11 protein-coding genes are annotated in these 13,199 nt (G+C 68.4%); 4 read left to right on the top strand and 7 right to left on the bottom strand.

Annotation, left to right across the window (positions count from 1 at the left end; translation table 11 throughout):
• Window positions 1–24 precede the first annotated feature (24 nt).
• The 5 genes from CWS39_RS06040 to clpS are packed head-to-tail and all read right to left on the bottom strand — an operon-like array spanning window position 25 to window position 2,645.
• Window positions 25–300: a MoaD/ThiS family protein gene (locus tag CWS39_RS06040; RefSeq protein ID WP_102141998.1), complete on the bottom strand. Its 276-nt coding sequence runs from the start codon at window positions 298–300 to the stop codon at window positions 25–27.
• 12 nt (window positions 301–312) lie between these two features.
• On the bottom strand, window positions 313–726 hold the full coding sequence (locus CWS39_RS06035; protein ID WP_102141997.1) for a M67 family metallopeptidase: 414 nt from the start codon (window positions 724–726) through the stop codon (window positions 313–315).
• A 12-nt stretch (window positions 727–738) separates the two neighbouring features.
• Window positions 739–1,758 carry a P1 family peptidase gene (locus CWS39_RS06030; RefSeq protein ID WP_102141996.1) on the bottom strand — a complete coding sequence of 340 codons (1,020 nt, stop codon included), beginning with the start codon at window positions 1,756–1,758 and terminating at the stop codon, window positions 739–741.
• On the bottom strand, window positions 1,755–2,336 hold the full coding sequence (gene aosR, locus CWS39_RS06025) for an oxidative stress transcriptional regulator AosR (protein WP_102141995.1): 582 nt from the start codon (window positions 2,334–2,336) through the stop codon (window positions 1,755–1,757). Before aosR ends, CWS39_RS06030 begins: the two co-directional genes overlap by 4 nt.
• Window positions 2,337–2,342: 6 nt before the next feature.
• Window positions 2,343–2,645: an ATP-dependent Clp protease adapter ClpS gene (gene clpS, locus CWS39_RS06020; protein ID WP_102141994.1), complete on the bottom strand. Its 303-nt coding sequence runs from the start codon at window positions 2,643–2,645 to the stop codon at window positions 2,343–2,345.
• A 53-nt stretch (window positions 2,646–2,698) separates the two neighbouring features.
• Between clpS and CWS39_RS06015 the strand changes: the two genes are divergently transcribed.
• The 3 genes from CWS39_RS06015 (at window position 2,699) to CWS39_RS06005 (ending at window position 7,568) form a co-directional block, all read left to right on the top strand.
• A complete protein-coding gene (locus tag CWS39_RS06015) occupies window positions 2,699–4,039 on the top strand; it encodes a nicotinate phosphoribosyltransferase (RefSeq protein ID WP_102141993.1) in 1,341 nt (446 codons plus the stop codon).
• An 86-nt stretch (window positions 4,040–4,125) separates the two neighbouring features.
• Entirely contained in the window at window positions 4,126–6,084 is a 1,959-nt protein-coding gene (locus CWS39_RS06010) for an ATP-dependent DNA helicase (protein WP_233213383.1), read from the top strand.
• 44 nt (window positions 6,085–6,128) lie between these two features.
• Window positions 6,129–7,568, top strand: a complete 1,440-nt coding sequence (locus CWS39_RS06005) for a neutral zinc metallopeptidase (RefSeq protein ID WP_102141991.1) — start codon at window positions 6,129–6,131, stop codon at window positions 7,566–7,568.
• A gap of 20 nt (window positions 7,569–7,588) precedes the next feature.
• On the opposite strand, the gene CWS39_RS06000 is transcribed toward CWS39_RS06005, so the two are convergent.
• Together CWS39_RS06000 and CWS39_RS05995 are read right to left on the bottom strand one after the other, a co-directional pair.
• Window positions 7,589–8,326: an MspA family porin gene (locus tag CWS39_RS06000; protein WP_102141990.1), complete on the bottom strand. Its 738-nt coding sequence runs from the start codon at window positions 8,324–8,326 to the stop codon at window positions 7,589–7,591.
• A 76-nt stretch (window positions 8,327–8,402) separates the two neighbouring features.
• Window positions 8,403–11,000 (bottom strand): glycosyltransferase family 1 protein, encoded by a 2,598-nt coding sequence (locus CWS39_RS05995; protein ID WP_102141989.1) that lies wholly within the window; start codon window positions 10,998–11,000, stop codon window positions 8,403–8,405.
• Between the two features lie 123 nt (window positions 11,001–11,123).
• Between CWS39_RS05995 and CWS39_RS05990 the strand changes: the two genes are divergently transcribed.
• Window positions 11,124–13,196, top strand: coding sequence for an alpha-1,4-glucan--maltose-1-phosphate maltosyltransferase (locus CWS39_RS05990; RefSeq protein WP_102141988.1), 2,073 nt, complete (start codon window positions 11,124–11,126; stop codon window positions 13,194–13,196).
• The last annotated feature ends 3 nt before the right edge of the window (window positions 13,197–13,199 follow it).

The following is a 13,199-nucleotide window of genomic DNA, read 5'->3' as shown; positions in this document are numbered from 1 at the left end:
CTCGCGGATGGCCGCGACGTCACGTCACGAACCGCCTGCGACGGCCGGCAGGATCGTCACCGAATCGCCGTCGGAGATCGCGGTGTCCAGCCCGCCGGAGAACCGCACATCCTCGTCGTTGACGTAGATGTTGACGAAGCGGTGCAGCTTGCCGTTATCGACCAGACGCTCGGAGATGCCCGAGTAGTTGGACTCCAGGTCGCTGATCACGTCTTTGAGCGTGGCACCGGACGCGGTGACGCGCTTCTCGCCGCCGGTGTGGCTGCGCAGGATGGTCGGGATGGAAACGGTGACTGCCATGGACAAGCCTTTCTAGTACTGCTCGACGATCTTGACGGGTTCTTCGGTGACGACGCCGTCGACGATGCGGTAGCTGCGCAGCTCGTGCTCGTCGGGGTCGCGGGTGGAGATCAGCACGTAGTGCGCATCGGGTTCGGACGCCAACGCGATGTCAGTGCGGCTGGGATAAGCCTCGGTGCCGGTGTGCGAGTGGTAGATGACGACGGGCACCTCGTCGGCCTCGTCCATCGCCCGCCACACCTTGAGCTGCTCCATGGAGTCGAAGCGGTAGAACGTCGGCGACCGTTCGGCGTTGAGCATCGCGATGTGCCGCTCGGGACGGTCGCTGCCCTCCGGGCCGGCGAGCACGCCGCACGCCTCGTCGGGATGGTCGGCGCGGGCGTGCGCGACCATGGCATCAACCAGGTCGGCGCGAATCACCAGCACTGCGTTTCTCCTTCACTCGAACGCTCCCGGCAACAGGTCGCGGTATGTCGGTATTCCTGCCACCGCCTCCGCGGCCAGCACACCGACGAGCACCGCGCGCGCCAGAGCGTCCGCCGCGGCGATGCCCACATGCGTGGTCAGCGCCGTCTCGGGTGACAACGATGCCGGGGTGTCCGGCGGCGGCGCGACCTCCACCGCCCCGGTGGCCAGCGCGAATACCGTATCGCCATCGTGTGGCGTGTGCGACGGGCGGATGGCGCGGGCCAGGCCGTCGTGTGCGGCGACCGCGACGCGGCGGCACGCGGCGGGGCTCAGCGCGGCGTCGGTGGCCACCACCGCGATCGTGGTGTTGAGCGGGCTGAACTCGGTGTGCCGGTCGGCGTACGCGGCGATCTGCGCGGGCGGCGGGGGCACCAGCCCGAACTCCTCGACCAAATACGACAGCCACGGCAGCCCGGTGTCCGGGTCGACGGCGTTGCCCGCGGCGTTGACGACCGCCAGCGCACCGACCGTCGCCCCCGACTCCAGCGTCACCGAGGCCGTGCCGACGCCGCCCTTGAGCACGCCGACGCGCGCTCCGGTGCCGGCGCCAACCGATCCAAGCGCGAAGTCGGTGGAGGCCGCCGCGGCCGCCGCGTAGCCGAAGTCGGCGGTCGGCCGGCAGTCCCAGCCGCCGACGGGCAGATCGAAGATCACCGCCGACGGCACGATCGGCACCACGCCGCCCTCCAAGGCCACTCCGCGGCCGGCGTCCTCCAGCCAGCGCATCACCCCGTCGGCCGCCGCCAGTCCGTAGGCGCTGCCACCGCCGAGCACCACCGCGTCGACGTGCCGCACGGAATTCATCGGGTCGAGCAGGTCGGTTTCGCGAGTGCCCGGCGCGCCGCCGCGGACGTCGACCGCGCCGACGGTGCCCGGTGGCGTCAGCACCACCGTGCTGCCTGTCGCCCATCCGGAGCCGAGCGTCGCATCGGGATCGAGCCGGTGATGGTGCCCGACGAGGATGCCGGCGACGTCGGTGATCGAGCTCATCGCTTGTCCATCAAGCCCAGCACCAGGTATTCCTGCAGCACCGTGAGCCATTGGTACACGTCGAGATGCCCGGCCATCGGGTGATCCGGCGGCAGCTGTTCGGGCCCGCCGGGCTGCACATCCAGCATGGTGCCCAGCGCCAGTCGGACGTCGTTGACGGCGGCCGCCCATGCGTGCGCATCGTCCTCGGTGAGTTCGAACTTGCCCCCGCCCACCGGCACCGTCTCTAGAACCCGTTGCGCTGCTTGGCGTTTAGCCTCGATGATCTCCGGTTCGTGCAGGCTGCGCAGCGCACTGTTGAGGCTTTCCGCGGTGCCCGAGCCTGCCGGATGATCGTTCTGCGGCCGGTAGAAATCGGGCAGCAGCCGCTTGAGCGTGGCGTCCGCGGGTGGCTGCGAGTTACCGGTCTTCATCCCGGTGATTTCCTCGAGTTCATCTGAGGGAGCAGCGGATTCGCGCTCCTCGAGCATCGCGAGCATCGACTCGACCAGGCTTCGCAACAGCGCCGCCTCGTGCGAGGCCAATGCTGAGCGGAACCGGGGGCCGTCGGCGCCCTCGACCCGCTTCCATTTGCGCACCGGGAATCAGCGGTCCTGCTGCAGGGTCGCCCACAGCCCGGCGGCATGCAGTTTGGACACGTCGGCCTCCATGGACTCCCGGCTGCCGGCCGACACCACCGCCTTGCCTTCGTTGTGCACCTGCAGCATCAGCTTGGTGGCGTGCGGTTCGCTGTACCCGAACAACTTCTGGAAGACGTAGGTCACATACGTCATCAGATTGACAGGATCGTCCCAGACGATGGTCACCCACGGTGCGTCGGTCGCGTCGATGGTCTCGACGTCGCGCTCCTCGCGAGTGCCCGGCCGGGTTCGCGCTGGCGTAACCATGGGCCCAGAATACCGGGGTCTACCGAGGCCTTCGAACGGCTACGGTTAGGCGTGTGACTTCGGCATCCCTGGCGTTGCTGACCGACAAATACGAGCTGACGATGCTCGCGGCCGCGCTGCGTGACGGCACCGCGCACCGCCGCACGTCGTTCGAGGTGTTCGCCCGCAGGTTGCCCGAAGGCCGTCGATACGGCGTCGTCGCCGGCACCGCGCGGTTCGTAGAAGCCTTGGAGCAGTTCAGGTTCGACGACGAGGCGCTCGCGTCATTGGACTTTCTCGATGACGACACGTTGGCATTCCTCGCCGAGTACCGCTTTCGCGGCGACGTCGATGGGTATGCCGAAGGCGAGCTGTACTTCCCCGGGTCCCCGGTGCTGTCGGTGCACGGCAGCTTCGGCGAATGCGTGGTGCTGGAGACGTTGGCGTTGTCGATCTTCAACCACGACACCGCCATCGCGTCGGCGGCGGCACGCATGGTCGGCGCGGCCGAGGGTCGGCCGCTGATCGAGATGGGCTCGCGGCGCACGCATGAGCAGGCCGCCGTCGCGTCGGCACGTGCGGCCTACCTCGCCGGTTTCACGGGATCGTCGAACCTCGAGGCCCAGCGCCGCTACGGGGTGCCCGCGCTGGGCACCGCGGCGCACGCGTTCACGCTGTTGCACACCACAGGTCCAGTCGGGCCGGGTGATGAGCCTCTCGGGCGAAGAACATCAGAGTGGGAGAAGGCGGCGTTTCGGGCGCAGGTCGAGGCACTCGGTGTGGGCACCACGCTGCTGGTCGACACCTACGACATCACCGCCGGCGTGGCCAACGCCGTCGAGGTGGCCGGCACCGAGCTCGGCGCGGTGCGCATCGACTCCGGTGATCTGGGGGTGCTGGCCCGCCAGGTGCGCGAACAGCTCGACGGGCTGGGCGCCACCAAGACCCGCATCGTGGTTTCCGGCGATCTCGACGAGTTCGCGATCGCGGCGCTGCGCGCCGAACCGGTCGACATCTACGGTGTGGGCACCTCGCTGGTCACCGGGTCGGGCGCGCCGACCGCCGGCATGGTCTACAAGCTGGTGGAAGTGGACGGCATGCCGGTGGAGAAGCGCAGCACGCACAAACAATCGCACGGCGGCCGCAAACAGGCGTGCCGGCTGGCCAAGAAGACGGGCACCATCGTCGAGGAGGTCGTGCACCCGTTCGGCCACCCACCCGACGATCAGCCCGACCTGATCGCCCGGCCGCTGACCGTCCCGCTGGTCCGCGACGGCGAACCGGTCGGCGACGGCAGCCTCGAGAAGGCCCGCGACCGGGTGGCCGACGGGAGGCACAGCCTGCCGTGGGACGGGCTCAAACTGTCGCGCGGTGAGCCGGCGATCCCGACGCGGATCATCCCGCCGGGGCGGTAGGAGGCACTACGATTCCGGAGGGTTGGGCCCACGCCCGAAGGGCAGGGGAGAGCGCAGCGACCAGGGAAGCTGGTGGGGTCACCGATCTGCTGGCCAAAGCGGTTGCAGCACTGGGCGGTACCGAACGTCGCGGCCAGATCGAGATGGCCGAGGCCGTCGCGCGCGCATTCGACACCGGCGAGCACCTGGCGGTACAGGCCGGCACCGGCACCGGCAAGTCGCTGGCCTATCTGGTGCCCGCGATCGCGCGGGCGGTCACCACCGACGAGCCGGTGGTGGTGTCGACGGCGACGATCGCGCTGCAACGTCAGCTGGTGCACCGCGACCTGCCCCGGCTGGCGGACTCGCTGGCCCACGTGCTGCCGCGTCGACCGGAGTTCGCGTTGCTCAAGGGGCGGGGAAATTACCTGTGCCTCAACAAAATCCACAATGGCAGTTCGGCTGGCGCAGCGGAGCCAGAGGACCGGCCGCAGGAAGAACTGTTCGAGCCGGTGGCCGCCAGCGCGCTCGGGCGTGACGTGCAGCGGCTGGTCGCATGGTCGTCGGACACCGACACCGGCGATCGCGACGACCTGACCCCGGGCGTCCCCGACCGGTCGTGGAGCCAGGTCAGCGTGTCGGCGCGGGAATGCATCGGTGTGGCCCGATGTCCGTTCGGCACCGACTGTTTCGCCGAACGGGCCCGCGAGGTGGCCGGACACGCCGATGTCATCGTCACCAACCACGCGCTGTTGGCCATCGACGCCATCGCCGACGCCTCGGTGCTGCCCGAACACCACCTGCTCGTCGTCGACGAGGCACACGAACTGGTCGACCGCGTGACGGGCGTGGCCACCGGCGAACTGTCGGCCACCGCGCTGGGCGTCGCGCATCGCCGCGCCGCCCGGCTCGTGGAACCCGAACTCGCACAACGACTCGAGGCCGCGACGGCCACGCTCTCGTCGGCGATTCACGACGCCACCCCCGGGCGTATCGACCGTCTCGACGACGAGCTGGCCACCTACCTGACCGCGCTGCGCGACGCCGCGAACAAGGCGCGCTCGGCGATCGACACCACGCCCAGCGACCCGAAGGCGGCGTCGGCCCGCGCCGAGGCGGTGACGGCACTGACGGACATCAGCGACACCGCCGACCGCATCCTGGCCTCGTTCGTTCCGGCGATACCCGACCGCACCGACATCGTGTGGGTGGAACGCGAGGAGAACCGCGGGACGGTGCGAGCGCTGCTGCGGGTGGCGCCGCTGTCGGTGGCAGGGTTGTTGCGCGGCAGGCTTTTTGAGCATTCGACTGCCGTATTGACCTCGGCCACACTGACGGTCGGCGGGACGTTCGACGCGATGGCCGGCGCGTGGGGGCTGACGGGCGGCGACGTGAAGTGGCGCGGCATCGACGTCGGCTCACCGTTCGACCATGCGAAAGCCGGGATCCTCTACGTGGCGGCGCATCTGCCGCCACCGGGCCGCGACGGCACCGGCTCGGCCGAGCAGCTCGACGAGATCGAGGCATTGATCACCGCGGCGGGCGGACGCACGCTGGGGCTGTTCTCGTCGATACGAGCGGCCAAGGCAGCCGCCGACGTGATGCGGGAACGGCTCGACACCCCGGTGCTCTGTCAGGGCGAGGACACCACCTCGGCGTTGGTGCAACGGTTCGCCGACGACCCCGAGACGTCGCTGTTCGGCACGTTGTCGCTGTGGCAGGGCGTCGACGTGCCCGGCCCGTCGCTGTCGCTGGTGCTGATCGACCGAATTCCGTTTCCGCGCCCCGACGATCCGCTGCTCACCGCCCGTCAGCGTGCCGTGGCGGCGCACGGCGGCAACGGGTTCATGGCGGTGGCCGCCAGCCACGCGGCGCTGCTGCTGGCGCAGGGGGCCGGCCGGCTGCTGCGGCGCGTCGACGATCGCGGCGTCGTCGCGGTGCTCGACTCACGTATGGCGACGGCGCGCTACGGCGGGTATCTGCGCGCGTCGCTGCCGCCGTTCTGGGCGACGACGGATCCGGCTCGGGTGCGTGGGGCGCTCGAACGCCTCCGCGGCAGCGATTGATTTCACTATCCTGGCGGCGACAACTTCACCGAAAGGCGGTGCCCATGAGCCGACGGCACCTGGTTGGCGTCGCACTGGCCACGGTGATGCTCACCGCCTCGTGCTCCACCACCGTGCAGGGCAACCCGGTTTCGGTGTTCGACGACCCGTTCCGCGTCGCCGGCCTGCCCGCCACCGACGGTGAGACCGGGTTGCGCCCCGACGCCGAGCCTCCGTCGCGCGATGTGACCGACACCGACGGTTCCGACATCGACGAATTGGCCGCCAGTTCGGTCAGCGACATCGAAGACTTCTGGGACAGCGTCTTTCAGGAGATGTTCGGCCAGAAGTTTCTTCCGGTCGACGAGTTGATCTCCTGGGACGCCAACGGTTTCGACGGCCGGTTCTGCGGTGAGGACACCTACGGTCTGGTCAACGCCGGCTTCTGCCCTATCGACGACACCATCGGCTGGGACCGCGGCGTGCTGCTGCCGTCGCTGCGCGATGCGCACGGCGACATGGCGGTGACGATGGTGCTCGCCCACGAATACGGCCACTCGATCCAGCGCCAGGGCGGCCTGATCAAAAGGAACACGCCGACGCTGGTGTCCGAACAGCAGGCCGACTGTTTGACCGGGGTGTACATGCGCTGGGTGGCCGAAGGGAATTCCCCGCGGTTCACGCTGTCCACCGGCGACGGGCTCAACAACCTTCTGGCCGCGATGATCTCGTTCCGCGACCCGCTGCTGACCGAGAGTGACGTCGAAGCCGGTGCCGACGAACACGGTTCGGCCTTCGAGCGCATCTCAGCGTTCCAGTTCGGGTTCACCGACGGCGCATCATCCTGTGCGGCAATCGATCTCAAGGAGATTGCACAACGCCGCGGTGACCTGCCGGTGCTGCTGCCCGAAGACCAGACCGGCGAACTGCCGGTGACCGAAGAGTCGGTGCGGGCGATCGTCGACGCGATGCAAATCCTGTTCGAACCGGCCGATCCCCCGCGGCTGAGCTTCGAGGCCGACACCGCCGACGACTGTCCCGACGCGCGGCCGAGCCCGCCGGCCTCCTACTGTCCCGCCACCAACACCATCGTCGTCGACCTGCCCGAACTCGAACTGATGGGCGCCCAGAGCGATCCCTCCGAGGGCGGCGGACTCGCCACCGGCGACAACTCGGCCTACTCGGTGCTGGTGTCGCGCTACACGCTCGCCCTGCAACATCAGCGCGGGGGCATGGCCCTCGACACCGCCGAGGCCGCGCTGCGCACCGCCTGCCTGTCCGGGGTGGCCACGGTGAAGCTGACGAACAACGTCACCACACCCGACGGCAACACCATCGCGCTGACCGCGGGCGACGTCGACGAGGCGATCTCGGGCATCCTCACCAACGGCCTGGTCGCCAGCGACGTCAACGGTGAATCGGTGCCGTCGGGGTTCTCGCGGATCGACGCGTTCCGCGTGGGCGTGCTCGGCGATATGGACCGCTGCTTCAAGCGATTCCCGTAGCGAGGCCTCGCCGCAAACCGTCAGACCTTCTTGGTGACGCCGTACCAGGCCAGCACCGCGTCGGACATGTCGGTCGATCGGGTCAAAAACGCATAGGACCTGATGAACGATTCACCGACGCAGCCGTCGATCTTGACCCGGAAATTGCTGATCATGACCCACGGCTCGGCGCCTTTGAAGTCCTTCTTCGTCACCGGGACGATGTTCACGATGCCCGGCTTGAGGCCGATCGTGATGCCGCCACCGAGGTTGCCGCCGATCCCCGGTAGGACGCCGTCGGGCACCGGCGAGATGATGTCGGTGCCGATCACGCCGATCGACGGGTTGATGCCCGCGGTCCCGGTCAGCGAGACGCCGTTGGACGTGCTCATATCGATGCCGCAGCCGATCTCGTAGCCGACCTCGAGGGTGCCGTGCGGCGGCTCGCCTTCATCCGGGCCGATCAGCTGGCCGGAATAGGTGCCGCCGACCACGTATTCGCGCGACGACAACGCCGTCGTCAGCGGCGGGATGACCTTCTGCGTCTCGTCTCTGGCCGACAGCACCAACTCCCAGCCGTCGGGGGTCTTGGTGCTCGCCGGCGGCGTCGACTCCACCCGGCCTTCGTCGACCGGCGCGGCCGCGGGTGGCGGCGGGGCCGCCTCGGGGGCCGGCGCATCCGCGACGACGGGTTCGGTCTCGGGGTCGGCCGACGCCGACGGAGCGGTGAGAGCGCAGGTCAACAGGCAGGCGGCCAACAGGGCGAGCGGTCGGAACATGGCGCGGCCTTTCGTAAGCTTCCCCGGGAACTTACATCGCCTACTTAATTACTCCGGCATTGACCGCTGGAAAACATCAGGCCAACGTGACGAGCCCCAGCTCGTTGTCCGCCGCCAGGAGCGGGTGATGTGGCAGCACCCGCACCGTGTAACCGACCGAACCGGCCACCGGCAGCGGCGTCGTCGTCGAGAACACCTCGTTGCCGTCGGTGCTGCCGGTGTGCGACATCGGCACGGTCACCGGGTTCACCAGCGCGTCGCCGTCGTCGACCCGGCCCAGCACGGCCTGCACCGACACCTCGTCGGGACGCAATCCGGCCAGGTGCACCGTCGCCGTCAGCGTGAGTTTCGAGCCCAGCAGCGGCGTATCGGGCAATCCGTAGCTGTCCACGTCGGTGATCTGGATCTTGGGCCAGGCCTCCTGGGCACGCAGCCGGTAGGCGGCCAGATCCCGGGCCGCGCCGAACGGCACGCCCGCGTCGTCGGGCTGAATGGTCCTGCGCAGCGACTGCGCGGCCGGGGCGTAGTACTTCTCGGTGTAGTCGCGCACCATCCGCGACGCCAGCACCTTGGGCCCGAGCACCTGCAGCGTATGCCGCACCATCTCCACCCAGCGCGTCGGGATGCCCCGCTCGTCGCGCTCGTAGAACTTCGGTGTCACCGACTGCTCGAGTAGGTCATACAGCGCGCTGGCTTCCAGGTCGTCGCGACGGCTCTCGTCGGCCAGACCGTCGGCCGTCGGGATCTCCCAACCGTTTTCGCCGTCGTACCACTCATCCCACCAGCCGTCGCGGATCGACAGGTTCAGCCCGCCGTTGAGCGCGCTCTTCATGCCCGACGTGCCGCACGCCTCCAGCGGTCGCAGCGGGTTGTTCAGCCAGACGTCGCAGCCCCAGTACAGCAGCCGTGCCATCGACATGTCGTAGTCGGGCAAGAACGCGATGCGGTGGCGCACCTCGGGCCGGTCGGCGAAGCGAACCACCTGCTGAATCAAAGCCTTACCGCCGTCGTCGGCGGGATGCGATTTGCCCGCGACGATCAGCTGGACCGGCCGCTTCTCGTCGAGCAGCAATTTCTCCAGCCGCTCGGGGTCACGCAGCATCAGCGTCAACCGCTTATAGGTCGGCACCCGGCGGGCGAATCCGACCGTCAACACGTCGGGGTCGAAAGCCGTTGCGATCCAACCCAGTTCGGCCTCCGAGGCGCCACGTTCCAGCCAGGAACGACGCAAGCGCGCGCGGACGTCGTCGATGAGCTGAGCGCGCAACTGCGAGCGGATCGACCAGATCTGTGCAGGGTCGACTTGCTGCAGACGCGCCCACGTGGCGGGCTCGCGCAGCGAGGCCAGGTCCTGGGCGCCGAGCAGCTCGCGGCCCAACTCCAGCCACAGCGGGGCGGCCCACGTAGGCGCGTGCACGCCGTTGGTGATCGAGCCGATCGGCACCTCGTCGGGGTCGAACCCGGGCCACAGGTCGTTGAACATCACCCGGCTGACCTGGCCGTGCAACAGCGACACCCCGTTGGCCCGCTGCGCGAGCCGCAGACCCATGTGGGCCATGTTGAACTTGGACGGGTCGTCCTCCGCGCCAAAGGCGATCACTCGATCCAGCGGCACGCCCGGCAGCAGCCGCGAGTCGCCGCCCGTACCGCTGCCGAAGTAGCGCTTGACCATCTCGACGGGGAAACGGTCGATACCCGCGGGCACCGGCGTGTGCGTGGTGAAGACCGTCGACGAGCGCACCACCGCCAGCGCCGTGTCGAAATCCAGGCCGGCGTCGATCAATTCCCGGATACGTTCGACGCCGAGGAAGCCCGCATGACCTTCGTTCATGTGGAACACCTCGGGCTCGGGCCGGCCTTCGATCTCGGTGAACGCGCGGATCGCCCGTACGCCGCCGATGCCGGCCAGCATCTCCTGCTTGATCCGGTGCTCCTGATCGCCGCCATAGAGCCGGTCGGTGACGCTGCGCAGGTCGTGCTCGTTCTCCGGAATGTCGGAATCCAGCAGCAGCAAGGGAATTCGGCCGATTTGTGCGACCCAGACCCGTGCCCGCAGCTGGGCGCCCTCGGGCATCGCGAGTTCGATCAGCACCGGGTTGCCGGTGGCATCGGTGAGCAGCCGCAGCGGCAGACCCTGCGGATCGATCGACGGATAGTTCTCGTGCTGCCAGCCGTCGGCCGTCAACGACTGCCGGAAGTAGCCGGAGCGGTAGTACAGGCCGACGGCGATCAGCGGCAGCCCCATGTCCGAGGCCGCCTTGAGGTGGTCGCCGGCGAGGATGCCCAGGCCGCCGGAGTAGTTGGGCAGCACCTCGGCGACGCCGAACTCCATCGAGAAATAGGCGATGCCATTGGGCAGTTCGGCTCCCTGCTCGAGCTGCTCCTGGTACCACAGCGGGCGGGCCAGGTAATCGTCGAGCTCGGCGGCCAGCTCGTCGAGGCGCGTCAGAAACGACTCATCGGTCGCCAATTCGTCCAGCCGCTGCGGGCTCACCCCGCCGAGCAGGGCCACCGGGTCGCAGCCGAGCTGGCGCCACAGCTGCGGATCGATGGTGGCGAACAAGTCTTGGGTGGGCTTGTCCCACGACCAGCGCAGGTTGACCGACAGCCGTTCCAGCGCCGCCAATCGTTCGGGCAGATGGGCGCGGACGGTGAACCTGCGAAGCGCTTTCACGCGAGTCAACCTTACTGATTAATCGTGGCGCTGCAGTGTTCGGAGCGTGACCGCTTCACCCGCACGGGGTTGGGCCGACCATTACGGTGGGTATAGGCGCACGAGGAGCGTTAGGAGTGGTTAGTGGCCGGCCGGATCGAGATCGATGACGTCGCGCCCGTAGTCTCCGGCGGGCGGTTTCCGGCCAAAGCCGTCGTGGGCGAGGTGGTGCCGGTTCGCGCCACCGTGTGGCGTGAAGGCCACGATGCGGTGGCGGCGACGCTGGTGGTGCGTTATCACGGCACCGCCTATCCCCAGCTCGCCGACGGGCCGGTGCCCAGCATCACGCCGATCGAGAACGGCAACAATTCGACCTCGCGGGTCAAACCGCAGCGGCTGCCGATGCCACCGGGTGACACGCCCGACGTGTTCCATGGGCAGTTCACCCCCGACAGCGTCGGCCTGTGGACGTTCCGGGTCGAGGGATGGGGTGACCCGATCGCCACATGGCGCCGCGCGGTGACGGCCAAGCTCGACGCCGGCCAGGGTGAGACCGAGTTGTCCAACGACCTGCTCATCGGCGCCCGGCTGCTGGAACGCGCCGCGACCGGGCTGCCCCGCAAGTTGCGCGATCCGCTGATCGAGGCTGCGGCGGCGCTGCGCAAACCGGGAGACCCGTTCACCCGCGCCGGCGCGGCGCTGTCCCCTGAGGTCACCGAACTGCTCGAGCAGTACCCGTTGCGCGAATTGGTCACGCGCGGTGAGCGTTACGGCGTCTGGGTGGATCGGCCGCTGGCCCGGTTCAGCTCCTGGTACGAAATGTTCCCGCGGTCCACCGGAGGGTGGGACGACGACGGCAACCCCGTGCACGGCACGTTCGTCACCGCGGCGAAAGCGTTGCCGCGCATCGCCAAAATGGGATTCGACGTGGTGTACCTGCCGCCCATCCATCCAATCGGCAAGGTTCATCGCAAGGGCCGCAACAATTCCGTGACCGCCGCGCCGGGTGACGTCGGCTCGCCGTGGGCGATCGGCAGCGACGAAGGCGGCCACGACGCCGTGCACCCGCAACTGGGCACGATCGACGATTTCGACGATTTCGTTGCGGCGGCCCGCGATCAGGGCATGGAGGTCGCGCTGGACCTGGCGCTGCAGTGCGCGCCCGATCACCCGTGGGCCAAAGAGCATCCGGAGTGGTTCACCGTGCTGCCCGACGGGACGATCGCGTACGCGGAGAACCCGCCGAAGAAGTACCAGGACATCTACCCGCTGAACTTCGACAACGACCCCGCCGGGCTGTACCACGAGGTGCTGCGGGTGGTGCGGTTCTGGGTGTCCCACGGTGTCAAGGTGTTTCGGGTCGACAACCCGCACACCAAACCGCCGAACTTCTGGGCCTGGCTGATCGGGCAGGTCAAGAACGACGACCCCGACGTGTTGTTCCTGTCCGAGGCGTTCACCCGCCCGGCCCGGCTGTACGGGTTGGCCAAACTCGGTTTCACGCAGTCGTATACGTACTTCACCTGGCGCACATCGAAGGCCGAGCTCACCGAATTCGGCGAGCAGATCGCCCAGCACGCCGACTACGCGCGGCCCAACCTGTTCGTCAACACCCCCGACATCCTGCACGAAAGCCTGCAGCACGGCGGTCCGGGGATGTTCGCGATCCGCGCCGTCCTTGCGTCGACAATGAGCTCGTCGTGGGGTGTGTACTCCGGCTACGAGCTGTTCGAACATCAGGCGGTGCGGCCGGGCAGCGAGGAGTACCTCGATTCGGAGAAGTACGAGCTTCGCCCCCGGGACTTCGACGCGGCGCTGGCGGCCGGGGAATCGCTGGAGCCGTTGTTGACCCGGCTCAACGAGATTCGGCGCTTGCATCCGGCGCTGCGTCAACTGCGCACCATCAAGTTCCACCACATCGACAACGACGCGCTGCTGGCCTACAGCAAGTTCGACCCGGTGACCGGCGACACGGTGCTGGTGGTGGTGACGCTCAACCCGTTCGGCCCGGAGGAGGCCACGCTGTGGCTCGATATGCCGGCGCTGGGCATGGAATGGTACGACCGGTTCTGGGTGCGCGACGAGATCACCGCAGAGGAATACCAATGGGGACAATCGAATTACGTTCGCCTTGACCCGGGCAAGGCGGTCGCGCATGTGCTGAACATGCCGTTGATCCCGTACGAGAAACGACTTGCCTTGCTGCGCAGGGGATGAGGA

It is taken from the genome of Mycobacterium hubeiense, assembly GCF_002838065.1.
Lineage (GTDB): Bacteria > Actinomycetota > Actinomycetes > Mycobacteriales > Mycobacteriaceae > Mycobacterium > Mycobacterium hubeiense.
This window is presented reverse-complemented; position numbering and strand designations above follow the sequence as displayed.